We start from the raw sequence: 24,725 nt of genomic DNA, 5'->3' as shown, positions 1-24,725 counted from the left end.
ACCGCACGAGCCTCTGGGGTGTCACCCCATGAGGTGAATTCGGTATCGGTTCGCTTACAGACGGCAACCTCTGCACCCTTCAGGCAGTCAGACGGTGCACAAGACAGAGACAGACGCGGAGTACACGCACTCTCGGGGAGCGCATATGTACATCAGGGGCGACCACGCCGAGCTGGTCGTCGGGGGCCGCCTCGACGTACGCAGCGCGGCGGACGCCCGTACGGTCCTGCACTCGGCCGTCGACGACGGAGTCGGCGACCTGGTGCTCGACCTGTCCGATCTGGACTCCTGGGACGCCACCGGGCTCGGTGTCATCATGGGGGCCCACCGACGGGCCGGGCGGTGCGGCCGAAGGCTGGTGCTGCGCGGCGTACCACCGCAGATGCAGCGTCTGCTGGTCGCCACCCGGCTGCACCGGATCCTGGCGATCGAGGGCGGCATCGGGGTCGAATCACTGCCTCGGGTGTGAATCGGCCCAGCAGGCAGGATCGGCGTACGAAACGCATCTCGCGCACAATCCTCACGAAGCTGTGACGTCTCGGACGGCGCGGTACCCCGGCGGTTCGTAGATACTGTGCGAAGGTTTAGGGTTCGGCTGCCCGCCGACTGAAACCCTACGAGCGGGCACCGGACCAGAAGCGACAGCGCGGTGTGCAGCAAGGCCGGGAGGGGCTCGGCACACGACGCTTTTGGGGGGCTTGGAACATGGACCCGAACAACCCGGGACCCGAAGAGTACGGCCATGACGACGACGGCCAGGCGCCTCGCTCGCGCCCGCCGCGCGATCCGCTCACGCCCGACTTCGGCCAGCACGCACCGGCACTCGCCCGCACGGTTCAGCTCGTCTCGGGCGAGTTCCTGCTCACCGTCAATCCTGTTGACGGCAGCGAGGTGGAGAACTGCCCGCCGCACGAGCGGCCGCGGCCGCCCGCGAAGTTCGGCGCCGTCGAGCGCGCCGAGCTGGCCCGCGCGGCCCAGCCGCCCGTCCCGCCGGGAGTGCCGCAGCCCAGGCTGCCGCTCCTGGAGCGCCAGGAGGAGCGCGAGCGGCTCGTACGCCTCCTCGCGCGCGGGCGCTCCGTACGGCTCACCGGGCCCGCCGGCTCGGGCCGCACCAGCCTGCTCGACGCCGTCGCCGACGACTGCGTGGACCTCGCGCCCGACGGCGTGGTCCGCCTCTCCGGGTACCGGCGCACGGCGAGCGACCTCCTGTACGACCTGTTCGCCGCGGTCTACCAGGCGCCCCTGCACCGGCCGGAACGGGACGAACTGCGCGGGCTCGTCCACCAGATCGGTGCGGTCGTCGTCCTCGACGACGTGGAGTTCGGCGGTGCAGCGCTCGACGAGCTGCTCGACGCCACTCCCGAGTGCGCCTTCCTGATCGCCGCGACGCCCGACGTCGCCGCGCCGTCCGCCGACTCCCTCCTCGAAGAGGTGTTCCTGGGCGGACTCGACCGCAGCGGCGGCCTCGAACTCCTGGAGCGGTCCGTCGGGCGCGTCCTGACCGAGGAGGAGTCGAACTGGGCGGGCGACCTCTGGTTCGAGTCCGAAGGCCTTCCGCTGCGCTTCGTACAGGCCGGGGCGCTGCTGCGGCAGCGCGACCAGCTGCGCGCCGACCCGAACGCCTTCGACCTGTTCGGGAACTTCGAGGACGCGCCCGTGGACGCGCCCTTCGACGCCGAGGAAGGGCGCGACGTACCGCTGCCCTCGATCGCCGAAGGTGCCGCCCCCGCCTCGCTGCTCGCGTCCCGGCTCAGCGAGTCGGCCCGCGCCACCCTGCGGTTCGCGGTCGCCCTGGGCGGCGAGGTGCCGCACCAGGCGCATCTGCCCGCGCTCGTGGGGGACACCCACGCCGACGCCGCGCTCGCCGAACTGGCGGGCTGCGCGCTGGTCTCCCCGGTCGGCTCCCACTACCGGCTCGCGGCCGGTGTGCAGGCCCAGCTGGAGGCCGCCGGATACACGGCCGGCGCCGAGGACCGCGCGCTGACCGCCGCCCAGCACTACACCTGGTGGGCCGGGCACCCCTCGGTCACCCCCGAGCGGGTCTGCGCCGAGGCCGACGCCGTCCTCGCCGCGCTCACCGTGCTGGTCCCGCTCACCACCGCCCCGCTCGACGAGCAGGACGAGAACACCGCCGTGCGGCTGGCCCGCACGGCCGCGCCCGCGTTCGCCGGCGGCCTGCACTGGAGCGCCTGGGAGCGCACGCTGCGCGCCGGTGCCGAAGCCTCCCGGCTCGCCGGCGAGGTCGGGGATCAGGCCTACTTCCACCACGAGTTGGGCATCCTCGCGCTCTGCGGCGGCCAGCTGGACCGGGCCCGCGCCGAGCTGGAGGCCTCCATCGGGCTGCGCGGCGCCCTCGCCGACAAGCGCGGCACCACCGCCGGCCGCCGCGCCCTGGCCCTGGTCGCGGACCGCTCCGGCGACACACCGGGCCTCGGGTCCACCGCGGGCGAGGAGGTGCCCGACGCGCGGTACGAGGAGTCGGCGTCGCCCCCCGGTGGCGTACCGGCCGCTTTCACGCTGCCCCAGCCGCCCGGCGAGCCCTCGACGCTGGTCACCCACCGGGCGGCCGAGCCGGGCCGCGCCGCACCGAAGCGCGCGGGCGTCGCGGGCCGCTTGGTGAGCGGTACCCGGCGCAACCTGGTGGCCGCGGGCGCGGGCGCGCTCCTCGTCGCGGTGCTCGGCACCGTGGTGACGCTCGGCGCGACCTCGAACAACAACAGCGACACCCCGTCCGAGAAGGTCGGCGTCAACCCGTCGGCCAGCCAGGGCAGCGAGGACGACAGCCTGGGCGCGGACAAGGCGAAGAAGGGCGGCGACTCCGACACGGGTGCCGTGGCGACGCCCACGGATCCGGGTCCGGACGGCACGTACGGGACGTCGGACGACCCGACGCCGACGAGCACGGGCAGCGGGGAGCCGTCCGACGATCCGAGTGGGACGAAGACTTCGGGTACGCCGTCGAAGTCGCCGTCCACGTCGCCGTCGAAGTCGGCGACGACCAAGCCGCCGTCGTCGACGTCGAAGCCGCCGACCACCTCGACGTCGCCGACGCCCTCCGACACCTCGACACCCTCGGATTCGCCCACCCCGTCGACGACGCCGTCCACGTCGGACTCCGCCAGTGGCCCCGCCTCCAGCGCCCCGGCGAGCACGACGGCCAGCGCACCCGAGAGCAGCGCCACCAGTGCCCCGGCGGGCAGCACCTCCGCCGGGTCGCCGAGCGGCGCGCTGATCTGACCGTACCGAGACAGCGAGAGGGCCGGGTCCGTCATCGGACCCGGCCCTCTTCGGTAGTCGTACCCGCGGTCAGAACAGCCGCAGCTTGTCGTCCTCGATGCCGCGCAGCGCGTCGTAGTCCAGGACGGTGCAGCCGATGCCGCGGTCGGTGGCGAGGACGCGGGCCTGCGGCTTGATCTCCTGGGCGGCGAAGACGCCGCGGACCGGCGCGAGGTGCGGGTCGCGGTTCAACAGCTCGAGATAGCGGGTGAGTTGCTCCACGCCGTCGATCTCGCCGCGCCGCTTGATCTCGATGGCGACGGTCTGGCCCTCGGCGTCGCGGCACAGGATGTCGACGGGGCCGATGGCCGTCATGTACTCGCGGCGGATGAGCGTGTAGCCCTCGCCGAGCGTCTCGATGCGGTCCGCGAGGAGCTCCTGAAGGTGTGCTTCCACGCCGTCCTTGATCAGGCCGGGATCCACGCCGAGTTCGTGCGAGGAGTCGTGGAGGATCTCCTCCATCGTGATGATGAGCTTCTCGCCCGCCTTGTTGATGACGGTCCAGACGCCCTCTTCGTCCCCGGAACCCTCCTTCAGCGTGCAGGGCGGCGACATCCAGTTGAGGGGCTTGTAGGCCCGGTCGTCCGCGTGGATCGAGACGCTGCCGTCCGCCTTCACGAGGATGAGACGGGGGGCCGACGGGAGGTGGGCGGTGAGCCGGCCCGCGTAGTCCACGGAACAGCGGGCAATGACGAGACGCATGGTCGGCAACGCTACTCGACGGGCGGTGGTGCACGCGATTCTCCCACCCGTCACCCACCACCACCCTGACGGAGAACCTGCGGTTCACACCTTTTGTCCCTCGTCTCCCGTCACCCCCCTCAACGGAGGGCCCTTCGGCCCCGCCCCTTTCTTCCTGGAAGTCCCGTGTTCGGTCGTGGCTGATTGTGGGCCTAGTGGGTGTTCGCTATGTGCGCATTCTCCTGGTGCCGTCACCGCCCGTTGCTTACCGTATAAACGGGAGGTCGCGATGCGTGTACCCAGCGTGTTCGATATCGCGAATTCCCTTTACCTGTCCGGCAACCCCCGAGGTCTGGGGGTGCGAGAGGAGAACCCATGTCGCTCGACGTCTCACCGGCCCTACTCGAACAGGCCGAGCGAGGCGAGGTCGACGAAGCTGAATTCGTCGACTGCGTCCGGACCTCCCTGCCCTACGCATGGGAGATGATCAGCTCCCTGGTGGCCCAGCTGAAGGTGGACGGCGGCAACTTCGCCGACAACCAGACGCCTCCGCCGGACGAGCAGGCACGTGGCCAGCTGCTGCGTGCGCTGGCGAGTGACGCGATACGCGGCGCGCTGCAGCGGCACTTCGGAGTGCGGCTGGCCTTTCAGAACTGCCACCGGGTGGCGGTGTTCCCGCTGGACGCCTCAGTGGACGACACGCTGGCACGCTTCACCTCGGTCCGCAGTCAGCTGCTGAACCAGTCGCCGGAGTTCCGGGACTGCTGACGCGATGACGCAGCACTGCTTGCCGCTCCGTACGCGGGAGGTGCATTTGTACTGGGGCGGCAAGCTCCCCGCGTCTCCGGCATGATCCGCCGGACAGGCCCTGGGCCCGTTGGCCCGGCGGGACCCGGTCACCTGAGCTGTGGCAGCACCTCGGCACCGAGCCGTCGGACATTCTCCTCCGTCGCCGCCAGGTCCCCCGAGCCCTCGACGAGCAGGGCGAAGCGTGCGATGCCGGTCCGCTCAGAGGTCGCGGCGAGCCGGTCGGCGCACAGCCGCGGGGTGCCCACCGGGTGCAGCCCGCAGAGCAGTTCGGTGTACGCCAGGGGGTCGCGCATCGCGCGGGGGCGGCCGTCGACCGTGACGTGGGCGTCCAGCCCCTGCTTCAGCCAACCTGGCATCGCTTTGAGGAGCGTCTCGGCGGCGTCGGTGCGACGGTCCGCGATCTGGCAGACGCCGGCCGACACATGGGCCGCCCCGAAGATCTCGTCCGCCGGGCGTCCCGCCGCGCGCGCGTACTGCCGCCACAGCGCGACGATTTCGGCCTTCTCCTCGTCACCGACATGCATCCCGAGGAGCATCGGCAGTCCGCGCTCGGCCGCGAGCCGCACGCTCGCCGGTGAGGTGCAGGCGACGACGACCTCGGGCCCCGGGGCGCCGCTCAACGCCTCCGACGGCCTGGGGACGACGGGGACTTCACGGAAACTGAACCTTTCCGAGGTGCCTTCGACGGACGGCTCGCGCAGCCAGCGCACCAGCAGATCGAGTGATTCCGGGAACGCCTCCTCGTACGCCTCCAGTCCCGAGCCGAAGACCTCCAGGTCGACCCAGGGGCCGCCGCGCCCGACACCCAGCGAGAACCGCCCGCCGGAGGTCAGATGCAGCAGCGCGGCCTGCTCGCCGAGCGCCACGGGGTGGACGGTGGGCAGCACACTGACCGCGGTGCCGACCCGGATCCGGCGGGTGCGGCCGAGCAGGAGTGCGGCGAGCGTGACGGCTGACGGGCACGTCCCGTACGGCACGAAGTGGTGTTCGCCCAGCCAGACCGCGTCGAGTCCCGCTTCCTCGGCGACCTCGGCCGACCGCACCGCGCGGTGCAGGGCCTCCCCCTGGCCTTGTCCCGGGAACTGGGCCGCCAGTACAAAACTTCCTACGCGCATCGCACTTCCTGCCTCCTTGGCTCCGACACGAAGCTCCCCCCATCCGGCATAACCGCGTGACACGTGCCGAAGACACGGCCTGGCGGAGAGATTTCCGGATTGTCGGCGGAATGGGCCGGCCGGTGGGGGATCTGTGGGGGTTGGTGGGGTACGCGTACCCCTGTGCGTGCCGCGTAGGCTGGACACGGCCCCTGCTTCCTGTATAGCTCCGTGAGGTGTCCTGTGTCCCCGCGTCGCAACCGTCCGAAGGGCGCCGGCTCGTCCGGTCACAGCGCGGACGAGGACCGGTCCGACCGTTATGGCGGTTGGCAGTCCACGGAGAGCTGGCAGGGCGAGGAGTGGAGCGTGCGCCATGTGGCGGGCGCGAGCGCCGAGGGCAAGACCTACCGCTGTCCCGGCTGCGACCAGATGATCCCCTCCGGCGTTCCGCACGTGGTGGCCTGGCCGGAGCACTCGGGCGTCGACGACCGCCGCCACTGGCACAAGGCCTGCTGGAACGCGAAGGACCGCCGCACCTCGAGGGTGCAGCGGTCCCGTAACGCGCCGAGGTTCTGAGCGGGCTACACGTCCCGCCGTTCCAGGAGCACGAACGCACCGGCGATCGCCGCCGCCGTGACTCCGGCGAGCAGGCCGAGCTGCGGGCCGCCGTGGCCGCTCTCGCTGTCCAACTCGAAAATCCTGGCGAGGGCGTTGGGAGCGTTGTACTCCTGCATCTTCTCGCCGATCGTGCGCATGCTCTCGGACATCATCAGGAACGCGGGCATGATCGCGGGCACCAGCACGACACCGAGCATCGTGGTGATCGCGCCCGCCGAGTGCCGCAGCATCGAGCCCACCGCGAGCGCGAGGACGCCGAGCAGCGAGACGTACAGCGCGCCCTTGAGCACCGTGCCGCCCCACGGGATCTCGTTCGGGCTGCTGTGCATCCCCGAGGTGATCAGGCCGACGAGGCCGATGGAGAAGGCCGACACGACGAATGCCACGCCGAAGAAGATGATCAGCTTCGCGGAGAGCACCCGGTGGCGCTGCGGTGAGGCCGTGAAGGTCGTACGGATCATGCCCGTGCCGTACTCGGACGAGACGACCAGGACGCCCAGCGTGATCAGGCAGATCTGTCCGAGGATCAGCCCGAAGAAGGCCGGGACCGTGTACGGGACGTCGCCGAAGTCGGAGTCCTGGGTCTGGGCGGCGACCAGGAAGCCGATGCCTATGACCAGGAGCAGGAAGATGCCGAGCGTCCACATCGTGGAGCGCACCGACTTGATCTTCGTCCACTCGGAGGTGAGCGCGTGACCGAGGTGGGTGCGGGTGACCGGGATCGGCGAGGTGTACGAAGTGCCGGGCGCCGCCTGCCAGTTGGGGGCAGCGGCGGTGTGCTGCGGCATCGGGGGCTGGGGCGTGCTCATCGGGCGTCCTCGGGCTTGGTCAGGTCGGGGGCGGCGGCGGGCGCTGCGGCGGGGGCCGCGTGCGGCTGTGCGGGGGCCTGGGGTGCCTGGGCGTACGGGTTGGCGGCCGGGGCGCCGTACGGACCCGGCTGACCCGCGCCAGGGGCGCCCGGAGCGCCGTACGGCCCCGTCTGCGGCTGTCCCTGCGGCATCGCGAACGGCTGCCCGCCCTGCTGCGGCGGCGGCGGTGCGTACCAGCCGGGCTGGCCCTGACCGGCCACCGCCAGCTGCGGCGGCGGCATGGCGCCCGGCGGCAACTCCTGCTGGAGTCCGGCCTTCTGGTCGATCGTCGAGCGGTAGTCGACGGCGCCCTGCGTCATCCGCATGTACGCCTCCTCCAGCGAGGCCTGGTGCGGCGACAGCTCCCACAGGCGTACGTCGGCGGAGTGCGCGAGGTCGCTGATGCGGGGCAGCGGCAGACCGGTGACGCGCAGCGCGCCGTCCTGCTCGGGCAGCACCTGGCCGCCGGCCTCGGTCAGCGCGGCCGTCAGCTTCTCGCGCTGCTGCGGCTCGGTGTCCGGGGTGCGGACCCGGGCGAAGTCGGCCGAGTTGTGCGAGATGAAGTCCTTGATGTTCATGTCGGCGAGCAGCTGGCCGCGCCCGATCACGATCAAGTGGTCGGCGGTCAGCGCCATTTCGCTCATCAGGTGACTCGACACGAAGACCGTACGGCCCTCCGCGGCGAGGGACTTCATGAGGTTGCGGACCCAGAGGATGCCCTCGGGGTCGAGGCCGTTGACCGGCTCGTCGAAGAGCAGCACCTGGGGGTCGCCGAGCAGCGCGGCGGCGATGCCGAGCCGCTGGCCCATGCCGAGCGAGAAGCCCTTGGAGCGCTTCCTGGCCACGTCCTGGAGGCCGACGACGCCGAGCACCTCGTCCACGCGGCGGGCCGGGATGCCGGACAGCTGGGCGAGGCAGAGGAGGTGGTTGCGGGCGTGCCGGCCACCGTGCACGGCCTTGGCGTCGAGGAGCGCGCCGACCTGGCGGGGCGCGTTCGGCAGCTTGCGGTACGGGAAGCCGCCGATCGTCACCTGCCCGGCGCTGGGGTTGTCGAGGCCGAGAATCATCCGCATCGTCGTCGACTTGCCCGAGCCGTTGGGCCCGAGGAAACCGGTGACGGCGCCCGGCCGCACCTGGAAGGAAAGGTTGTACACGGCCGTCTTGGCGCCGTAGCGCTTCGTCAGGCCGACTGCCTCGATCATGCTCCGCACCCATCGAAAGGTTCAGGACGTCGGGGCGCACGCCCCCGTAAGGGTTAGGAGGATATCGGTGCGCTGACGGTTCCACTCAAGAGAGAGTAAAACTGCGCAGGTCACACGGGCCGTCTTGTCAGGTACGTGTCGTGCCTGGTCAGACGTGAAACGGAATCCTCAGATGCGGAAAAAGGGAATCCCCGGGCGCGAAACGGAAGGATCAGGCCACATACGGAAGGATCACGCCCGATGCGGAAGTGAATCGTCCAGTGGCGGCAGGTCGTCGTACAGCCGCAGCTCGGCCGATTCGTCGACGTACGGCAGGAAGTCCGTCTGCGGCAGTACCCAGCCCTCCTCACCGAAGACCAGCGTGCCCCGCTCGCGCAGCGACCGGTCGGCCCCGGCGCGCCGCACCCAGCTCGCCGGATCGGGTCCGAGCAGCTCGCGCAGCCGGGGGGAGGCGGCGAGCAGCGCGGCGAGCAGCGCGGACTGGTCGCGGCTGCCGGGGCGCGGTTGTCCGGTGGCGGGGTCGGCGAGGACGCCGTGCGCGCTGAAGTAGATGTACGCGCCGCCGAGCCGCTCCCCGGACGGCATCGTCATCTCGAACGCGTCGCCCGGGAGTATCGCCCGCCGGTAGTCGGGGAACTCGGTGTCGTCGACCGCCTTCAGCTGTGTCGAGTCCAGCCAGGTCACCACGAGCGTGGTGGCGGCACCCCGGTCGACGTACGGCGTCCCCGCCACGTACCCCGCGGGGCTGATGTGCCCCGAGCAGCCGACGCCGATGCCGTGCACGCGCACCGGCACCATCGGCACGGTCGCCGGGATGCCGAGCCGGGTCAGCTTGTGGGCGACCTGGCCGGGGGAGGCGTTCGAGCCGACGGCGATGACGGGATGGCGGCGCCCGGTGGCGACCTGGCCGAGCTCGGCCAGCGCCTCGTCGAGCCGCTGCTGCTCCTGCTGTTCCTCCACGTACCACTCGCCGAGCCGCAGCGGCCGTACGTCGAGCTGGAGCAGCTCGCCGCCGGTCAGCAGGGACGGCTCGGTGGTGGGACGGCCGGGATAGGTGAGCGGCTTCTTCGCGGGCACGTCGTCCAGGCCCAGCGCCTCGAGGCTTCGGTCCTTCGTCGTCACGGTGACGCCCTTCGGGGGGTGGTCGCGCGATACGGGTGGAGGGTGTCCTGTGCCTGGTCCGCAAGACACCCCTCAAGCCTTCCACGCGAGGTCTACCCGGGGCGGGGCCTGGTCTCCCCGCTTTGGCGGGGTTGGCTGGAACGGACACCGGGAATCATGCCGTCCCATTGTACGAGTGGGGGCGAAGTCGGTTACGGGGGTGGCGAGTTGGGTTTAGTGAGACGGCCGAGACAGCCGGGGCGGCGCCGGACGCATCCGCGCTTCCGTACGTCCGTTCGCTGGTGGATCGCCGGACGCACCGTCCACGCCCTGCTCCTGATGACGCTCGGCGCGCTGGCCGGGCTCTCCCTCGTCATCGCGACCGCGTGGACTCTGACCGAGCACTCGGCGCGGTCGATGGCCGAGCGGTTCTCGAACGAGGAGCGGCTCTTCGACCTCAGCCTCACCGTGCTGCGCGCCTGCGTCGGCACGGACAATCTCGAACCCGAGCCGGACAGCACCGCGCACCAGTTGCTCGCCACGGTCGCGTCGGTGACCGGCTCCCTGGTCCCGGCGGTGCTCCTCGGCATCGTCCTGATCAAGATGTTCGCGCTGCGGCCGTTCGTCTGGCGGCAGCGGGCCAGCATCTCGCACGCCTGGACCGCGGACTTCCCCGGCTACTCGCGGCTGCACGCGAACAGCGACGACGCGATCATCGCCGTCCGCTTCTACAACCGCTTCGACAATCTCTCGGTCGTCGATCTGCGGGCCCGCGCCCATCTGCGCTACCTGGAGCGCTCCCCGCACGACGGCAGCCTGGTCATCTACAAGCAGTGGCTGAAGGTCCTGGACGCCAAGGGGGAGCCCGCCGACGAGAGGTACTGGCTCGCGGTCGAGCGCGGGGCGCCCTTCACCGTGTGGATACCGGTCGAGGCGCCGGTGGACGGGCTGCCGTTCCGGCGCATCCAGGGCAAGGACCTGTCCGGGTCGTACGGCGTGAAGCTGCTCGTGCGGCTGACGGCCCGCACCGTGGGGCTGGGCACCGAGGTCGCCGACGAGCGCTGGTTCGACCTGGAGGGCGGCGACTTCGAGCTCGGCCGCTTCGTGCCGCTCCAGCCCGACCTGGACAAGGACGTCTGGCGGTGGGAGGGCTGGACGGACTTCGACGGGCTGCTCCAAGGGCAGCCGCCCGACGACGGCGACCTCACGCGTCCCGCTTCTCCCGACGACGGTGACCTCACGCGTCCCGCTTCTTGAGCAGGGCGTAGCCCAAGACGAGCGCCGCCACCACCCACAGCACCATGATCGCGAGGCCGCCCCACGGCCCGTACGGAGTGTCGTCGATCGGGGTCACCACCCGCAGGATCCTGCTGCCGGCCTGGTCGGGCAGATAGCGGGCGACCTTCTTGGTCGCGGAGACGGCGCCGAGGATGTTGGAGATCAGGAAGAAGAACGGCATCAGGATGCCGAGCGAGAGCATCGGGCTGCGCAGCATCGTCGCGACGCCCATCGAGAAGACCGCGATGAGCGTCATGTAGAGCCCGCCGCCGATCACCGCGCGCAGTACACCGGGGTCGCCGATCGACACCTTGTGCGGGCCGAGCATCGCCTGTCCCAGGAAGAAGGCGACGAAGCTGGTGATGATGCCGACCACGAAGGCCAGGCCCGTCGCCACCGCGATCTTGCTGAAGAGGAACATGCCGCGCTGCGGGACCGCGGCGAGCGAGGTGCGGATCATGCCGGTGCTGTACTCGTTGCCCACGACGAGCACCCCGAACACGATCATCGCGAGCTGGCCGAGACTCATGCCCGCGAAGCTGATGTACGTCGAGTCGAAGGAGAACCGGTCCCTCGTGTTCATCTTGTCCCACTCGTTCCTGGACAGGAGCGAGATCAGGATGCCGAGGGCGACGGTGACGACCGCGGCGAGACTCAGCGTCCAGACCGTGGACGCGACGGAACGGATCTTGGTCCACTCGGACTTGAGGACCTGGGTGGCCGCCATGGTCAGTCCCTCTTCCAGTCGCCGCCCCAGGACGAGCTTTCCGCCCGCGGCGTCTCGGTGTGCGCGTGGTACTCCACCGACTCCGCGGTCAGCTGCATGAACGCCTCCTCCAGGGAGGCCTGCTGGGGGCTCAGCTCATGCAGCACGATCTGGTGCTGCGCGGCCAGCTCACCGATGTGCTCCGGCTTGCCGCCGTCCACTTCGAGCATGCCGCTGCCCGTCTCGACGACGGTGATACCGGCCCCGTGCAGCACGTCGAGGAGGCGCTCGCGCTGGGGGGAGCGGATACGGACGTACGACCGTGAGTTCTGCTGGATGAAGTCGGCCATGGAGGTGTCGGCGAGGAGTCTGCCCTGGCCGATGACGACGAGGTGGTCGGCGGTCAGCGCCATCTCGCTCATCAGGTGACTGGACACGAAGACCGTACGGCCCTGTGCCGCCAGGGACTTCATCAGATTGCGGATCCAGTGGATGCCCTCGGGGTCGAGCCCGTTGACCGGCTCGTCGAACATCAGGATCCGCGGGTCGCCGAGCAGCGCGCCCGCGATGCCGAGCCGCTGGCCCATGCCGAGCGAGAACCCCTTCGCCTTCTTCTTGGCGACCGCGGTGAGCCCCACCGTGTCGAGCACCTCGTGCACCCGAGCTCTCGGGATGCCGTTGCTCTGCGCGAGGCACAGGAGATGGCTGAAGGCGCTGCGTCCCCCGTGCATGGCCTTGGCGTCCAGCAGGGCACCGATGTACTTCAGCGGGTCCCTGAGGTGGTCGTAGTGCTGCCCGTCGATCCGTACGTCGCCCGCGGTGGGACGGTCGAGCCCGAGCACCATCCGCATCGTCGTGGACTTCCCGGCGCCGTTGGGGCCGAGGAAGCCCGTCACGATGCCCGGTCTGACGGCGAAGGTGAGGTTGTTGACCGCCACCTTCTCGCCGTACCGCTTGGTCAGCCCCTCGAGCTCGATCATGCGGCCACGCTAAGACGGGCGTTCGGGGCCTGCCACTTGAGCGGGCTCGCGCCGTTCGGCGGTCTCGCGCTTCGGTGTGGGCAGGGTGAGCGCGATGCCCACGGCGAGGACCGTGAACGCGATCGTCCACAGGACGGTGTGCGAGAAGGCCGTGCCGCCGTGCCCGCGTTGCAGGATCGCCGGGAGGACGGCGGTGCCGAAGGAGCCGCCGAGCTGCTGCACGATCCGGTTGGTGGTGCCGGCGTGCGGGATCCGGGCGGGGGCGAGGCCCTTGCCGGAGAGCGTGCTCGTGGAGATTGTCGACGACGTGTTTCTGCCGCTTGTCCGCCGTGTCTGGGTGCTGCGCCGTTGTGGCTGGTCGCGCCCGCGCGGCGGAGCCGCTGATCTCACCGCCCCGCGCCCCTTACGGGGGCGCCCCCAGCTTCGTACGTACGGCAAAGGCCCGCACCCCCGGGGGAGAGTGCGGGCCTCTGCTGTTGCTTGTCACCAGGCGATTACCGGGACTGCTGAGCCGGAACCCCGCGCGAGATCGGCTCGTCCTCGGCCGGGGTGCCGGCGGCGGCCACCGCGGCGCCCGTGAGCGTCGCGAGCATCTCGCGGACGTTCGTCAGCTGGGCGTTGATCGAGTCGCGGCGGTTCGTCAGAGCCGCCAGCTCGCGCTCGGATTCCGAACGGATGCGGTCGGCCTTGGCGTTCGCGTCGGCCACGATGTCCTCGGCCTGGCGCTGGGCCGTCTCCACCGTCTGGCGGGCGCGGCGCTCGGCGTCCGTGCGCAGCTTCTCGGCCTCCAGGCGGAGCTGCTCCGCGCGGTGCTCGATCTCCGCGAGGCGCTTCTCGGCCTTGGCCTGACGGGAGGCCAGGTCGCGCTCGGACTGCTCGCGGCGCTTGGCGAGGTTCGTCTCGAAGTCGGCGGCGGCCTGCGCGGCCTTGGCGCGGGTCTCCTCGAAGAGGGCGTCCGCCTCCTCGCGCTTGGACTGCGCGTCCTTCTGCGCCTCCTGGCGCAGCTGCGAGGCGTCGCTCTTGGCCTTCTCGACGATCCGGACGCCCTCGTCCTCCGCCTTGGACTTGCGGTCCGCAGCGAACGATTCTGCGTCGTTGCGCACCTGCTGGGCCGCCGACTCGGCGAGCTCACGGTGCTGCTCCGAAGCGCGACGGGCCTCCTCGCGCAGGTCCTTCGCCTCCTCCTCGGCGAGGCGGAGGATCTTCTCGACGCGCGCGCCGAGACCCGCGTACGACGGCTCTGCGTCGTTCACCTGGGCCTGGGCGTTCTGCGTCTCGAGGTGGAGTTCCTCGATGCGCTTTTCCAGAGCAGTGATACGGGCCAGAGCGCTGTCACGGTCGGAGACGAGCTTCGAAATGCGTTCGTCCACCTGAGCGCGGTCGTACCCACGCCGCACAAGCTCGAAGCCGTAGGGGGAAGTGTCGCTCATGGGGTTCCTGTCGAATGAGACCGGTGAGGTGATAGGGGGAATCCTAGGGGCCAAAGCGGTGTGTCATCGAGCGGATGCGTGTTTGATCTGGAGAATGACACTCCTTTTGGGTGGCTAACTGTCGGAGGGCTTGCCAGAGCCTGTGTCGAAGGTCCCCGCAAAGCATGGAAGCGGTGCTCCTGGCTAGCCCTCTGACGTCTTGCCACCCGAACGAGTTGCGCCCGCGGCAGCGCCCGCCTTGACTCCACCGTCCTTGTTACCGGACGGGGCCTCGAAAGACTCCAACGCCTCCAGGACGTCCTGGACACGGGAGATCTCCGCATTGATGTCCTCACGCCGGCGGACCAGCACTTCGAGCTCGCGCTTGCCCTCCTCGACCGTGCGGCGCGCCTCCTGCTCGGCGTCCGCCTTGATCTTCTCGGCCTCGGCGACGAGCGAGGACTTCTTCTGCTCGGCCTCCTTGAGGAGCCCCTCGGCCTTCCTGACGGCGGCGATACGCACCTTGCTCGCCTCGGAGTTCGCCTCCGAGACCAGGTCCTTCGCCTTCGCCTCGGCCTCGGCGAGCTGGTCCTCGGCCGCCTTGACGAGCGCGTCGCAGCGCTCGCCCGCCGTCTTCATCGTCTCGGCGGACTCGCGGCGGGCCCGCTCGTGCAGTTCCTCGATCTCGGTCGTGATGCGGTCGCGCAGCTCCTCCGCGCGCTCCCTGATCGCGGTCGCGTCCCGGCGCGCGCCGACCAGCAGCTCGTCGGCGTCGGTGCGGGCCCGCTCCACAAGGGTGTTGCCCTCGACAGTTGCCTCGGAGACCAGCCGCTCGGCCTCGTTGCGAGCGGCCCCCACCATCGTGTCGGCCTGTGACTCGGCGTCCGCCGTCGTCTTCTGCGCGCTCTGCTGCGCCTCGGAGAGCAGTTTGTCCGCCTCGGACGCCGTCTCCGTGATGAGCGTGTCGACCTGCTCGGCCGCCTCGGAGCGCCGCTTGTTGGCCTCCTGGCGTGCCTCGTCCAGGGTCCGCTCGGCCTCCTCGCGCGCGGACGACGTGAGCCGCTCGGCCTCCGCCTCCGCCGCGGCCTTGAGGCGCTCAGACTCGCTGCGGATCCGCTCGGCGTGCTGCTGCGCGGAGCCCACCGTCTCGGCGGCCTCGGCGCGCAGCCGCTCCGCGTCGCCGGTCGCGTCCGAGATCAGCTGCTCGGCCTTGGCCACGGATTCCGTCCGGACCCGCTCGGCCTCCGCGTTCGTCTCGTTCGTCAGCCGCTCCGCCTCGGAGCGTGCCTCGTTGATGAGCGTGTCCACCTGTGTGGCCGCGTCCGAACGGATCCGGTTCGCGTCGTCACGGGCGTCCGCGCGGGTGCGCGCGGCGTCCTGGTCGGCGTTCGCGATGGTGTCGGACGCCTCGGTGCGGACCCGCTGGGCGTGCTCGGCGGCGTCCGAGCGCAGCCGCTCGGACTCGGCGATCGCCTCCGAAACCGTACGCTCGGCAAGGGACGTGGCGGCCTCCGACTCCTCGGCCGCCTCCCGCCGTACGCGCGCCGCGTCCTCGGACGCCCGCTCCCGCTCCGCGTACGCGTCGGCGCGGACCCGGTCCGCCTCCTCCTGCGCCTCGGTCCGCGTGCGCTCCGCCGCGTGCTCGGCGGCGCTGCGCAGACCCGCGATCTCCTCCTGGGCCTGCTCGTGCAGCCCGGCCACGGAGTCGCGCACCTGCTGCGCGGTCTGCTCGGCGTTCGAGACCATCTCGGTCGCGCGCCGGTCGGCCTCCTCGACCAGCCGTACGGCCTCGGCCTGAGCCTCTTCGACACGGTTGCGCGCGGACGCGAGGAGTTCCTCGCTCTGCTCGCGGGCCCGCTCGCGCTCCTGGTCGGCCTCCTGGCGCGCCGAGCCGAGGAGTTCCTCGGCCTCGCGGCGCCGCCGTACGGCCTCCTCCTGCGCGGCGGCCAGCGTCTCGGCGCCCTCGGTCGACAGACGCTCGGCCGCGGCCTGCGCCTCCGCCCGTACCCGGTCGGCCGAGTCCTGGGCCTCCGACTTCAGCCGCTCGGCCTCCGCCGCGGCCTCCGAACGCAGGCGTACGGCGATGTTCTCGCCCTCGGCCCGCGACGCGGACGCGTCCGCCGCGGCCTCGTTGCGCAACCGCTCGGCCTCCGCCTCGGCCTGCGCCTGAAGCGTACGGATCCGCTCGGCGGCCTCGGAGCGCAGCCGGTCCGTCTCCTCGGCGGCCTCGCGACGGATCCGCTCGGCCTCCGCGCGCGCGTCGCTCAGCGCCTGCTCGGCCGAGGCGAGCCGCTGCTCGGCCTCGGTGTGCAGCCGGGTCAGCCCCTCGGCCGCCTCCGCACGACGAGCCTCTATGGCCCGCTCGGTCTCCTCGCGCAGCGCCTCGGCGGCCCGCTCGGCGTCCGCCTTGATCGCCTCGGACTGCTCGACGGCCTCCGCACGGTGCCGCTCGGCCTCGGCGCGGGTGCGCTCCAGGGTCTCCTCGGCCTGCCGGCGCAGCGTCGTGGCGCGCTCGATGGCCTCGGTGCGGACCTTCTCGCTGTCCGTCGTGGCCGCCGTGCGCAGCTCGTCCGCGTCCACCTTCGCCTTGGCGAGCAGCTCCTCGGCGGTCTTGGCCGCCTCCTCGATCTGCTGGACGGCCTCGCGCCGCGCCTCTGCGCGGATGCGCTCGCCCTCGGCGACCGCGTCGGCGCGCAGCTGCTCGGCGTCGCCGCGCAGCCGGCGCGCCTCCTCCTGCAGCTCGACCGTCTTGGCGCGGTACTCCTTGGTGTCGTCCTTCGCCGTGCCCTTGAGCTGCTCGGCGATGTCGTGCGCCTCGGCGCGCAGCCGGTCCGCCTCGGCCTCGGCCTCGGTACGGATCCGCTCGGCCTCCTCGGTGGCGGCCTTGGTGGTCGACTTGGCTTCCTCGGACGCCTTGTTCAGCACGTCCTCGGCGGTACGGGCCGCCTTGGCGAGCTGGGACGCGGTCTCCTCGGCGGTGAGGCTGCGGGCGTTCTCCTCGGCCTCGGCGATGATCTTCTCGGCCTTGGCCTGGGCGTCCGCGACGGCCTGCTCGGCGTCGGCCTTGGTGGTCTCGGCCTCCTGGTTGGCCTCGCTGACCAGCCGGGCGACCTGCTCCTTCGCCGTACGCGTGCGCTGTTCGTTCGCCGACTCGGCGCTGGAGAGGGCCTTGGACGCGGCCTCCTTCGCCTCGGTGACGACCTTGTCGGCCTCGGCCCGCGCCTCGCGCAGCGCCGCCTCGGCCTCCGTCATGCGCTGCTCGGCGGCCCGGCTCAGCTCGGTGGCCTGGCGGCGGGCCGCGTCCGACTCGGTCGCCGTGGAGCTGCGCAGCTGCTCGGCGTGGTCGGTGGCCTCCTGGGCCTGTGTGGACGCTGCGTTCAGCAGGCGCTCGGCGTCGGTGCGGGCCCGGCGCAGCAGCGCCTCGGCCTCCGCGCGGGCCGTCTCGGCGTCGGCGGTGAGTCGCTGGCGGGCCTCGGTGGCGACCCGCTCGGCCTCGGCGCGGGCGGCGGCCAGCGCCTGGTCGGCCTCGGCACGCGACTCCTCCAGGAGGCGGCGGGCCTGCGACTCGGTGCGGGCCCGCAGCTGCTCGGCCCACGCCACGTTCTCATTGACGTGCGACTCGACGGTCTGCCGGCGCTCGGCCAGCTCCTGGTCGAGTTGCTGGCGGCGGGAGACCGCCTCCTGGTGCAGTTCCGCCTGGAGCCGGGCCGCCTGCTCGGCGTGCTCCTGGAGGATGCGCTGCGTCTGCGCGCGGGCCTGGCTGAGCTCCCGCTCGGCGTCCGCGCGCAGCTGGTCGGCCTGGATCTGGGCATTACGGAGCAGCTGTTCGGCCTGATAGCCGATGTCGCCCCCGTCGTAGGCAGGACGGGTCGCCAGACTGCGCCGCGCCTCGTGCAGCTTGGCGCGCAGCACCTCGACCTGATAGCCGAGGTCCTCGGCGTGCTGGACGGCCTTCTCCCGCTCGGTCTTCAGCCGTTCCATCTCGGCCTCGAACCGAGAGAGGTGGTCGACGTCAGCCGCCGGCTCTCGCTCCTGGCGTTCGTAGCCCCGCACTGCGCGGTCCCATCCGTCCCCTGGTCGCAAGTCTCTCCAAACGAGCTCCGTCCATCCGCCGAACGGGGCCCCCGGGGAATGGTGTCAGATCAACGGCGGAGCATGGGCTGTCGCCCTGACGCTCGTCCCGCCCGTCCCCCGAAAACCTGGACCCCGGCCCTCGGTCCCGTCGCCGACGAGACCTCGGTCGCCCCATCATGGCGGCGACCGCCCCCAACCCTACCGGCCCAGATATACGGAGGTCAGTGCTCAGGTGACTCAACAGCCGCCGAAGTGACCAGTTCTGTCAGGACACCATGGCAATCCTTTGGATGCAGGAAGGTGATTCGGGACCCCATGGACCCGCGCCGGGGCTCGTCGTAGAGCACTCGTACGCCCTTTTCCTTGATGTCGGCGGCCTCGGCGTCGACATCCGCCGTGCCGAAGGCGATGTGGTGAACCCCCTCACCGTTCTTGGCCAGCCACTTCGCGACGGTGGAGTCGTCACGGGTGGGTTCCAGCAGCTGGAGGTAGGAGGCGCCGCCGTCGGACGTCTCGTTGATCTTGAGCATGGCCTCTCGTACGCCCTGCTCCTCATTGACCTCGGAGTGGAAGACTTCGAAGCCGTACGTCGCACGGTAGAACTCGACAGTCTTGTCGAGGTCGAAACAGGCGATCCCGATGTGGTCGATTCGCGTAAGCATGGAGTCAGTGCAGCGCTCCGGAGACGGTTACGCAACGTGCGCGCGATCACACTCCGCGCCGGATGACGGGTGGCCTACCGCTCAGTACATTCAAGTAAACCCTCGTTCACTCCTCAGCTGTGCAAGCTGGAAGGGGATCGCACCTCATGTCTGGAACGAACAGCAGTACCTCGGTGATCGTCGCGGGCGCCCGGACGCCCATGGGACGGTTGCTGGGCTCGCTGAAGTCCTTCTCGGGAGCCGATCTCGGTGGCTTCGCGATCAAGGCCGCCCTCGACCGTGCGGGGATCGGTGGCGACCAGGTGCAGTACGTGATCATGGGCCAGGTGCTCCAGGCCGGGGCAGGGCAGATCCCGGCACGCCAGGCCGCGGTCAAGGCGGGCATCCCGATGAGCGTCCCGGCGCTGACCATCAACAAGGTGTGTCTGTCGGGCCTGGACGCCATCGCGCTCGCCGATCAGCTCATTCGTGCGGGTGAGTTCGATGTCGTGGTCGCGGGCGGCCAGGAGTCCATGACGAACGCGCCCCACCTGCTCCCGAAGTCCCGAGAGGGCTACAAGTACGGCGCGATCGAGATGCTCGACGCCATGGCGTACGACGGTCTGACCGACGCCTTCGAGAACATCGCCATGGGCGAGTCCACGGAGAAGCACAACACGCGCCTGGGTATCGCCCGCCCCGAGCAGGACGAGATCGCGGCGCTCTCCCACCAGCGGGCCGCCGCCGCCCAGAAGAACGGCATCTTCGAGGCGGAGATCACGCCGGTGGAGATTCCGCAGCGCAAGGGCGAGGCCGTCGTCTTCAGCAAGGACGAGGGCATCCGCGCCGAGACGACCGCCGAGTCGCTCGGCAAGCTGCGCCCCGCCTTCACCCGGGACGGCACCATCACCGCCGGTACCTCGTCGCAGATCTCGGACGGCGCGGCGGCCGTCGTGGTCATGAGCAAGGCCAAGGCGCTGGAGCTGGGCCTGGAGTGGATCGCGGAGATCGGCGCGCACGGGAACGTGGCCGGGCCGGACAACTCTTTGCAGTCGCAGCCCTCCAACGCGATCCTGCACGCACTGAAGAAGGAGGGTCTGGACGTCGCGGACCTCGACCTGATCGAGATCAACGAGGCCTTCGCGGCGGTTGCCGTGCAGTCAATGAAGGACCTCGGGGTGTCCACGGAAAAGGTGAACGTCAACGGTGGCGCCATTGCCCTCGGCCACCCGATCGGGATGTCCGGCGCCCGCCTCGTGCTGCACCTCGCCCTTGAGCTGAAGCGGCGGGGCGGTGGCGTGGGCGCGGCCGCGCTGTGCGGTGGCGGTGGGCAGGGTGACGCGCTGATCGTGCGGGTAGCCAAGGCCTGAAGTCTTTAGTCCTTTCGAGTACGACTCTGAACGGAGCTGTGATGCAGGACGTCTCCTCGCTGGTGGCCCAGGCCAGGGAAGGACGGCCGCGGGCCGTGGCCCGGCTGATCTCCCTGGTGGAGGGGGCGGCTCCACAGCTCCGTGAGGTCATGGCGGCGCTGGCGCCGCTCGCGGGGAACGCGTACGTGGTCGGGCTCACCGGGTCGCCGGGTGTCGGCAAGTCGACCTCGACCTCGGCGCTGGTGACGGCTTACCGGCGGCAGGGCAAGCGGGTCGGGGTGTTGGCGGTGGACCCGTCCTCGCCGTTCTCCGGCGGCGCGCTGCTCGGCGACCGCGTCCGGATGTCCGAGCACGCGTCGGACCCCGGGGTGTACATCCGCTCGATGGCGACGCGTGGCCACCTGGGCGGCCTCGCGTGGGCCGCGCCGCAGGCGATCCGCGTCCTGGACGCGGCGGGCTGCGACGTGATCCTCGTCGAGACGGTCGGCGTCGGTCAGTCCGAGGTCGAGATCGCGTCCCAGGCGGACACGTCGGTCGTCCTCCTGGCCCCTGGCATGGGCGACGGCATCCAGGCGGCCAAGGCCGGAATCCTGGAGATCGGCGACGTGTACGTCGTGAACAAGGCCGACCGGGACGGGGCCGACGCGACGGCCCGGGAGCTGAACCACATGCTGGGCCTCGGCGAATCCCGGGGGCCGGGGGACTGGCGCCCGCCGATCGTGAAGACGGTCGCCGCGCGCGGCGAGGGCATCGACGAGGTCGTCGAGGCGCTGGAGAAGCACCGGGCGTGGATGGAGGAGCACGGGGTGCTCGCCGAGCGGCGCCTTGCCCGCGCGTCCCAGGAGGTCGAGACGATCGCGGTCACGGCGTTGCGCCAACGCATCGGTGACCTGCACGGCGACCGCCGCCTCAGCGCACTCGCGGAGCGGATCGTGGCGGGGGAGTTGGATCCCTACCGGGCGGCGGATTCGCTGGTGGAGGGTTTGACGGAGGGCTGAGGTCCGGGAGGTTTTCCGCCCGCGCCGCCCCTACCCGTCCCGACCTGGGGCTCCGCCCCAGCCCCTGCTCCTCAAAGCCGGAGGGGCTGATTTCCAGCCGGGGCGGCGGGGGTGAAATCCGCTGGTCAACTCCCTCCGCCCGCTGTTAAGTTAAGCCGCATGTTCCTCCTCTTGGCATAGGGCCCGCCCAGGCCCGCGACGGGCAAGCAGCAGTTCGGCTGCGGTCGTCGCGGCACTCCGGCGCCCCCTTTTCCGCCTCGCAGTTGAGGAACATTTCGCATGTCTGCGACCGTTTCGCGGCCCTCCTACGCCGCGCTCTTCCGCATTCCCCACACCCGCCGCACCTTCACCGCCGCCCTCGTCGGCCGACTGTCGTACGGCATCGTCTCCCTGGCCATGATGCTCACGGTGACCCGGGCGACCGGGTCGTACGCCGTGGCCGGCACGGTCATGGCGCTCTTCGGCGCGATGAGCGTGTTCCTGTCGCCCGCGAGGGCGGCCCTGATCGACCGGTACGGCCCCCGCCGTGCCCTGATCCCCATGGCCTCGCTCTACGCGGGCCTGCTCGCGAGCTTCGCGGCGGCAGCCTGGCGGCCGGGCGCACCGGCGGCGGCACTCGGTGCGCTGGCCGTCGCCGCGGGCGCCTGCACTCCCCCTCTCGGCCCCACGATGCGCGCCGTCTGGGGCGACATCGTCAAGGACAAGCTGCTGTTGCAGCGGGCGTACAGCCTGGACGGCGTCGCGGAGGAGATCCTCTTGGTCTCCGGCTCGTTGCTGGTGGGCGCGGTCGTGCAGTGCGCGCCGCCGGCCGCCGGGGTCGCGCTCAGCGCGCTGCTGGTGTGGGCCGGAACCCTCGCGTTCGTGCTGTCGCCGGTCGTGGCGGGCGTACGACCGGCCGCGGCGAAGTCGGCGACACACTCCGGAGACCGGTTGCGGGGCGGGCGCGCGCTCGTGCAGCCCGTCGTCGTCGCGGCGGGCGTCGGCCTGTCCTTGGGCGCCATCGACCTCCTCGTCATGGCCTTCGCCCAGCAGCGCCATCACGGGGACGACGTGGTGGCCTGGGTGCTCGCCGCGCTGTCGGTGGGCAGCGCGCTGGGCGGACTGCTGAACGGTGCCGTCAACTGGCGTACGTCCGCGCGGGTGCGCCTGCCGTTGCAGGCCGGCGGGCTGGGCCTCGCCCTGCTCGGCGCGGGACTTGCTCCCGGCCTCGGCACGCTGACCTTCGCCGTGGCCTGCGCGGGCTTCTTCGTCGCCCCGGCCCTCACCACGTCCTACCTGATCGCCGACGAGGCGGCTCCGCCCGGCTGTCGCACCCAGGCGGGCGCCTGGGTCAACACCGCGGTGAACGCCGGGAGTTCGGGCGGCGCCGCGGGGGTGGGTCTGCTGGTGGGCCAGTTGTCCCTGGGGCTGTGCTTCGCGGTCTCGGGGGCGGTAGCCGTGTGTGCGGCCCTGATCTCCGTAAGGGCCGCACACACGGCACCCGTGCCGCAGAAATCACCCTCGGATGCGCCGGGGCTCACCCGAGTCTGAGTCACTTTCCCGCGCCCCTTTCCGGGGCGCGGGAAAGTGCGCGACCAGCCGCGAACGGCCGCGGTTGCCCACGGCCCGCAGCTTCCGAACTGTTACGGCTTGCCTCGCTGCCCCCGCAGATGCTCAGCGATCGGCCGCAGCGATTTGTGGAGGTCTTCCAACGCCTCCGGTGACAGCAGATCGATGAAGTGCCTCCGCACGGACGCCACATGATGCGGCGCCACCTTCTTCATCGTCTCCATGCCGCGCTCGGTGAGGACGGCGTACAGCCCCCGGCGGTCGGACTCGCAGTTCTCACGGCGGACCAGGTCCGCGTTCTCCATGCGGGTGATCTGGTGCGAGAGGCGGCTCTTGGACTGGAGGGTGGCGGACGCGAGGTCACTCATCCGCATCCGTACTCCCTCCGACTCGGAGAGATTGACCAGGATCTCGTAGTCGTTCATGGTCAGGCTGAACGGCTGCAGGTCCCTCTCGAGCTGGTACGTCAACAGCCTGTTGACCTCCAGGTGGGTGCGCCAGGCGCACTGCTCCGCATCGGTCAGCCAGCGCGTGGCCGTCTCGGTCTCCATAAATGAAGTCTACCTAAAATGTTGAAAGGCGAACTAGTGAGGGTGGTGTGACTGTGCGCACGCGTTCGATGTCACACTCCGCAGACTACCGCTCACAGCCCGAAGCGACGCTGGAGGTCCCCCAGCTGTCCGGGAAGACGCGGTGCGCCGGCTTGCTGTCCGTGCTGACCGGGCACCCCACCCGCGCCGGGTACTCCGGCCTGCTGCGGGACCGCCCCCGTGGCCTGCTCGGGCATGAGGGTTTCGGTGGACTGGAGCAGCACCGTGCCGGCTCCTACGAACTCGAACTGATGCTCCTCTCCGGAGGCCCCGCCGAGGCCTGTCATCGCACGTAGACCGCCCATGACACCTGTCATGTACCCGTGGTCGTAGTGGTGGCACGGGGACGGGCAGTCCGCCCATCCGACGAGGGCCTGTGGGTCCACCCGGATCGGGGGTTCCATGAACACCACCGGACCGTTAGAGGCGGCTACGAACTTGCCGGTTCCGATCAGTGTCAGAAAGCCCGGCACGATCGACTGCTTGAGGGCAAGACTTGGCTGAAAAGCGAGCAGGTTGCCCGAGCGAATGGTCAGGTTGCCATCGTCCAAGTCATACGAATTGACGTCGAAGGCCCGGTCGGCGAGCAGCATCTTGCCCGAGCCGTCCGCCACGACCCAGTCGCTCGCGTGCAGAGGCGAATGAAATGACGTACGGACAAGTCGGTCGAGTCGGCCGTGCCCGACGCCGTTGAATTCCATCGACCCGTAGTAGGCGATCATCTTGCCCTTCTGCAGGAACCACTGGCTCCCCTTGAGCTCCACGCAGAAGGTGTACTTGTTGACGTTGTCGTCGACCGGCAGCGACATCGGGTCGTGGATGACCGGGCCGCCCGGAGTCCCGTACGCGCTCACAGCTTCTCCTCCGAGGCCTGGACGTACACCGCACCACTGCCGCTCAGCTCCAGCTGGAACGCCTCGCCCGAGCCGCGGCCCACCATGTCGCGCCAGCCCAGCGCCGTGGACAGCTTGTTGCGTACGTCGCCGTGGTGCGCCACGTACGCCTGCGGGTCGACATGGACCGGGCGCTGCGGGGTGATCGGGATCTCGAAGACGCCCCCGTGCGCCATGACGGCGACCGAGCCGTGTCCCTTCAGGGTGGTCGTGAAGAGGCCCTGACCGGACACCTGACCGCGCACCATGCCCATGACGCCGCCCTGCGAGCCCAGGAACATCGTGCCCTGCTGCAGCGTGCCGTCGAAGGCGAGCAGGCGGTCCGCCTCGACGTACAAGGTGTCGCCGGTGAGATCGATCACCTGGATGTGGTGGCCGCCGTGCCCGAACAGCACGGTGCCGGAGCCCTCGACGGTCATCAGAGGGGTGGCCTCGTTCGCCAGGCGGCGGCCGATCATCGACATCACGCCGCCCTGGCCGCCCTGGACGTTGGGAGTGAAGGAGACCTCTCCCTTGTAGGCGAGCATCGCGCCGCGCTGGGTGAACATCCGCTGCCCGGGCAGCACCGTGGCCTCGACCATCTTCGAGTTCACTTCACGGAAGGGCAT

General features: G+C 70.7%; 22 protein-coding genes. 8 read left to right on the top strand and 14 right to left on the bottom strand.

Features of this window, described 5'->3' with window-relative positions; genetic code table 11:
* Positions 1-145: 145 nt before the first annotated feature.
* Both ACZ4WS_RS39200 and ACZ4WS_RS39195 read left to right on the top strand, forming a co-directional pair.
* Positions 146-469, top strand: a complete 324-nt coding sequence (locus ACZ4WS_RS39200) for an STAS domain-containing protein (RefSeq protein WP_362501142.1) — start codon at positions 146-148, stop codon at positions 467-469.
* Between the two features lie 236 nt (positions 470-705).
* Positions 706-3,237: a P-loop NTPase family protein gene (locus ACZ4WS_RS39195; RefSeq protein ID WP_467987870.1), complete on the top strand. Its 2,532-nt coding sequence runs from the start codon at positions 706-708 to the stop codon at positions 3,235-3,237.
* Positions 3,238-3,306: 69 nt separating this feature from the next.
* Here the strand turns inward: ACZ4WS_RS39195 and nucS are convergent, their stop codons facing one another.
* Positions 3,307-3,978, bottom strand: coding sequence for an endonuclease NucS (gene nucS, locus ACZ4WS_RS39190; protein WP_467987869.1), 672 nt, complete (start codon positions 3,976-3,978; stop codon positions 3,307-3,309).
* A gap of 354 nt (positions 3,979-4,332) precedes the next feature.
* Between nucS and ACZ4WS_RS39185 the strand changes: the two genes are divergently transcribed.
* Positions 4,333-4,725, top strand: a complete 393-nt coding sequence (locus ACZ4WS_RS39185) for an SCO5389 family protein (protein ID WP_165340641.1) — start codon at positions 4,333-4,335, stop codon at positions 4,723-4,725.
* A 128-nt stretch (positions 4,726-4,853) separates the two neighbouring features.
* On the opposite strand, the gene ACZ4WS_RS39180 is transcribed toward ACZ4WS_RS39185, so the two are convergent.
* Positions 4,854-5,882: an LLM class flavin-dependent oxidoreductase gene (locus ACZ4WS_RS39180; protein ID WP_467987868.1), complete on the bottom strand. Its 1,029-nt coding sequence runs from the start codon at positions 5,880-5,882 to the stop codon at positions 4,854-4,856.
* Between the two features lie 222 nt (positions 5,883-6,104).
* Between ACZ4WS_RS39180 and ACZ4WS_RS39175 the strand changes: the two genes are divergently transcribed.
* Positions 6,105-6,437 (top strand): ATP/GTP-binding protein, encoded by a 333-nt coding sequence (locus ACZ4WS_RS39175; protein ID WP_467987866.1) that lies wholly within the window; start codon positions 6,105-6,107, stop codon positions 6,435-6,437.
* A 5-nt stretch (positions 6,438-6,442) separates the two neighbouring features.
* On the opposite strand, the gene ACZ4WS_RS39170 is transcribed toward ACZ4WS_RS39175, so the two are convergent.
* The 3 genes from ACZ4WS_RS39170 to ACZ4WS_RS39160 all read right to left on the bottom strand — a co-directional run bounded on the left by ACZ4WS_RS39170 (position 6,443) and on the right by ACZ4WS_RS39160 (position 9,651).
* A complete protein-coding gene (locus ACZ4WS_RS39170; RefSeq protein WP_467987865.1) occupies positions 6,443-7,288 on the bottom strand; it encodes an ABC transporter permease in 846 nt (281 codons plus the stop codon).
* Positions 7,285-8,529 (bottom strand): ABC transporter ATP-binding protein, encoded by a 1,245-nt coding sequence (locus ACZ4WS_RS39165; RefSeq protein ID WP_467987863.1) that lies wholly within the window; start codon positions 8,527-8,529, stop codon positions 7,285-7,287. The genes ACZ4WS_RS39170 and ACZ4WS_RS39165 overlap by 4 nt, the downstream gene beginning before the upstream one ends.
* A 231-nt stretch (positions 8,530-8,760) precedes the next feature.
* Positions 8,761-9,651 (bottom strand): hypothetical protein, encoded by an 891-nt coding sequence (locus ACZ4WS_RS39160; RefSeq protein ID WP_467987862.1) that lies wholly within the window; start codon positions 9,649-9,651, stop codon positions 8,761-8,763.
* 216 nt (positions 9,652-9,867) lie between these two features.
* On the opposite strand from ACZ4WS_RS39160, the gene ACZ4WS_RS39155 reads away from it, so the two are divergent.
* Positions 9,868-10,887 (top strand): hypothetical protein, encoded by a 1,020-nt coding sequence (locus ACZ4WS_RS39155; protein WP_467987860.1) that lies wholly within the window; start codon positions 9,868-9,870, stop codon positions 10,885-10,887.
* Here ACZ4WS_RS39155 and ACZ4WS_RS39150 read toward each other — a convergent pair.
* The 6 genes from ACZ4WS_RS39150 to mce all read right to left on the bottom strand — a co-directional run bounded on the left by ACZ4WS_RS39150 (position 10,868) and on the right by mce (position 18,739).
* The gene (locus tag ACZ4WS_RS39150) at positions 10,868-11,635 is read right to left on the bottom strand and encodes an ABC transporter permease (protein ID WP_467987859.1); all 768 of its coding nucleotides are present in this window, start codon (positions 11,633-11,635) and stop codon (positions 10,868-10,870) included. The genes ACZ4WS_RS39155 and ACZ4WS_RS39150 overlap by 20 nt on opposite strands.
* A gap of 2 nt (positions 11,636-11,637) precedes the next feature.
* On the bottom strand, positions 11,638-12,594 hold the full coding sequence (locus ACZ4WS_RS39145; RefSeq protein ID WP_467987857.1) for an ABC transporter ATP-binding protein: 957 nt from the start codon (positions 12,592-12,594) through the stop codon (positions 11,638-11,640).
* A 9-nt stretch (positions 12,595-12,603) separates the two neighbouring features.
* Complete coding sequence (locus ACZ4WS_RS39140) at positions 12,604-12,984, bottom strand: hypothetical protein (protein WP_467987856.1); 381 nt, start codon at positions 12,982-12,984, stop codon at positions 12,604-12,606.
* A gap of 104 nt (positions 12,985-13,088) precedes the next feature.
* A complete protein-coding gene (locus tag ACZ4WS_RS39135; RefSeq protein ID WP_467987855.1) occupies positions 13,089-14,024 on the bottom strand; it encodes a cellulose-binding protein in 936 nt (311 codons plus the stop codon).
* Positions 14,025-14,207: 183 nt separating this feature from the next.
* Positions 14,208-18,056, bottom strand: a complete 3,849-nt coding sequence (gene scy / locus ACZ4WS_RS39130; protein ID WP_467987854.1) for a polarized growth protein Scy — start codon at positions 18,054-18,056, stop codon at positions 14,208-14,210.
* A gap of 242 nt (positions 18,057-18,298) precedes the next feature.
* Positions 18,299-18,739, bottom strand: a complete 441-nt coding sequence (mce, locus tag ACZ4WS_RS39125) for a methylmalonyl-CoA epimerase (protein ID WP_467987852.1) — start codon at positions 18,737-18,739, stop codon at positions 18,299-18,301.
* A gap of 146 nt (positions 18,740-18,885) precedes the next feature.
* Between mce and ACZ4WS_RS39120 the strand changes: the two genes are divergently transcribed.
* The 3 genes from ACZ4WS_RS39120 (at position 18,886) to ACZ4WS_RS39110 (ending at position 22,616) form a co-directional block, all read left to right on the top strand.
* On the top strand, positions 18,886-20,088 hold the full coding sequence (locus tag ACZ4WS_RS39120) for an acetyl-CoA C-acetyltransferase (protein WP_467987851.1): 1,203 nt from the start codon (positions 18,886-18,888) through the stop codon (positions 20,086-20,088).
* Positions 20,089-20,129: 41 nt separating this feature from the next.
* A complete protein-coding gene (gene meaB, locus ACZ4WS_RS39115) occupies positions 20,130-21,086 on the top strand; it encodes a methylmalonyl Co-A mutase-associated GTPase MeaB (protein WP_467987850.1) in 957 nt (318 codons plus the stop codon).
* A 279-nt stretch (positions 21,087-21,365) separates the two neighbouring features.
* Positions 21,366-22,616, top strand: a complete 1,251-nt coding sequence (locus tag ACZ4WS_RS39110; protein ID WP_467987848.1) for an MFS transporter — start codon at positions 21,366-21,368, stop codon at positions 22,614-22,616.
* A 92-nt stretch (positions 22,617-22,708) separates the two neighbouring features.
* Here ACZ4WS_RS39110 and ACZ4WS_RS39105 read toward each other — a convergent pair whose 3' ends face one another.
* From ACZ4WS_RS39105 to ACZ4WS_RS39095, 3 genes are all read right to left on the bottom strand, one after another.
* Complete coding sequence (locus ACZ4WS_RS39105) at positions 22,709-23,185, bottom strand: MarR family winged helix-turn-helix transcriptional regulator (protein WP_467987847.1); 477 nt, start codon at positions 23,183-23,185, stop codon at positions 22,709-22,711.
* Positions 23,186-23,277: 92 nt separating this feature from the next.
* Positions 23,278-24,078, bottom strand: a complete 801-nt coding sequence (locus ACZ4WS_RS39100) for an AIM24 family protein (protein ID WP_467987846.1) — start codon at positions 24,076-24,078, stop codon at positions 23,278-23,280.
* A complete protein-coding gene (locus tag ACZ4WS_RS39095) occupies positions 24,075-24,725 on the bottom strand; it encodes an AIM24 family protein (RefSeq protein WP_467987845.1) in 651 nt (216 codons plus the stop codon). The genes ACZ4WS_RS39100 and ACZ4WS_RS39095 overlap by 4 nt, the downstream gene beginning before the upstream one ends.

This window comes from Streptomyces sp. NPDC029292 (assembly GCF_055569295.1).
Note: the sequence above shows the minus strand (reverse complement) of the source record. Positions and strands in the feature narration are given on the sequence as shown.

Bases quoted from the DNA above. Each gene is read 5' to 3' on its own strand.
- ACZ4WS_RS39200 (WP_362501142.1), top strand. From the start codon at position 146: ATGTACATCAGGGGCGACCACGCCGAGCTGGTCGTCGGGGGCCGCCTC.
- ACZ4WS_RS39195 (WP_467987870.1), top strand. From the start codon at position 706: ATGGACCCGAACAACCCGGGACCCGAAGAGTACGGCCATGACGACGAC.
- nucS (WP_467987869.1), bottom strand. From the start codon at position 3,978: ATGCGTCTCGTCATTGCCCGCTGTTCCGTGGACTACGCGGGCCGGCTC.
- ACZ4WS_RS39185 (WP_165340641.1), top strand. From the start codon at position 4,333: ATGTCGCTCGACGTCTCACCGGCCCTACTCGAACAGGCCGAGCGAGGC.
- ACZ4WS_RS39180 (WP_467987868.1), bottom strand. From the start codon at position 5,882: ATGCGCGTAGGAAGTTTTGTACTGGCGGCCCAGTTCCCGGGACAAGGC.
- ACZ4WS_RS39170 (WP_467987865.1), bottom strand. From the start codon at position 7,288: ATGAGCACGCCCCAGCCCCCGATGCCGCAGCACACCGCCGCTGCCCCC.
- ACZ4WS_RS39165 (WP_467987863.1), bottom strand. From the start codon at position 8,529: ATGATCGAGGCAGTCGGCCTGACGAAGCGCTACGGCGCCAAGACGGCC.
- ACZ4WS_RS39150 (WP_467987859.1), bottom strand. From the start codon at position 11,635: ATGGCGGCCACCCAGGTCCTCAAGTCCGAGTGGACCAAGATCCGTTCC.
- ACZ4WS_RS39145 (WP_467987857.1), bottom strand. From the start codon at position 12,594: ATGATCGAGCTCGAGGGGCTGACCAAGCGGTACGGCGAGAAGGTGGCG.
- ACZ4WS_RS39135 (WP_467987855.1), bottom strand. From the start codon at position 14,024: ATGAGCGACACTTCCCCCTACGGCTTCGAGCTTGTGCGGCGTGGGTAC.
- mce (WP_467987852.1), bottom strand. From the start codon at position 18,739: ATGCTTACGCGAATCGACCACATCGGGATCGCCTGTTTCGACCTCGAC.
- ACZ4WS_RS39120 (WP_467987851.1), top strand. From the start codon at position 18,886: ATGTCTGGAACGAACAGCAGTACCTCGGTGATCGTCGCGGGCGCCCGG.
- meaB (WP_467987850.1), top strand. From the start codon at position 20,130: ATGCAGGACGTCTCCTCGCTGGTGGCCCAGGCCAGGGAAGGACGGCCG.
- ACZ4WS_RS39110 (WP_467987848.1), top strand. From the start codon at position 21,366: ATGTCTGCGACCGTTTCGCGGCCCTCCTACGCCGCGCTCTTCCGCATT.
- ACZ4WS_RS39105 (WP_467987847.1), bottom strand. From the start codon at position 23,185: ATGGAGACCGAGACGGCCACGCGCTGGCTGACCGATGCGGAGCAGTGC.
- ACZ4WS_RS39095 (WP_467987845.1), bottom strand. From the start codon at position 24,725: ATGCCCTTCCGTGAAGTGAACTCGAAGATGGTCGAGGCCACGGTGCTG.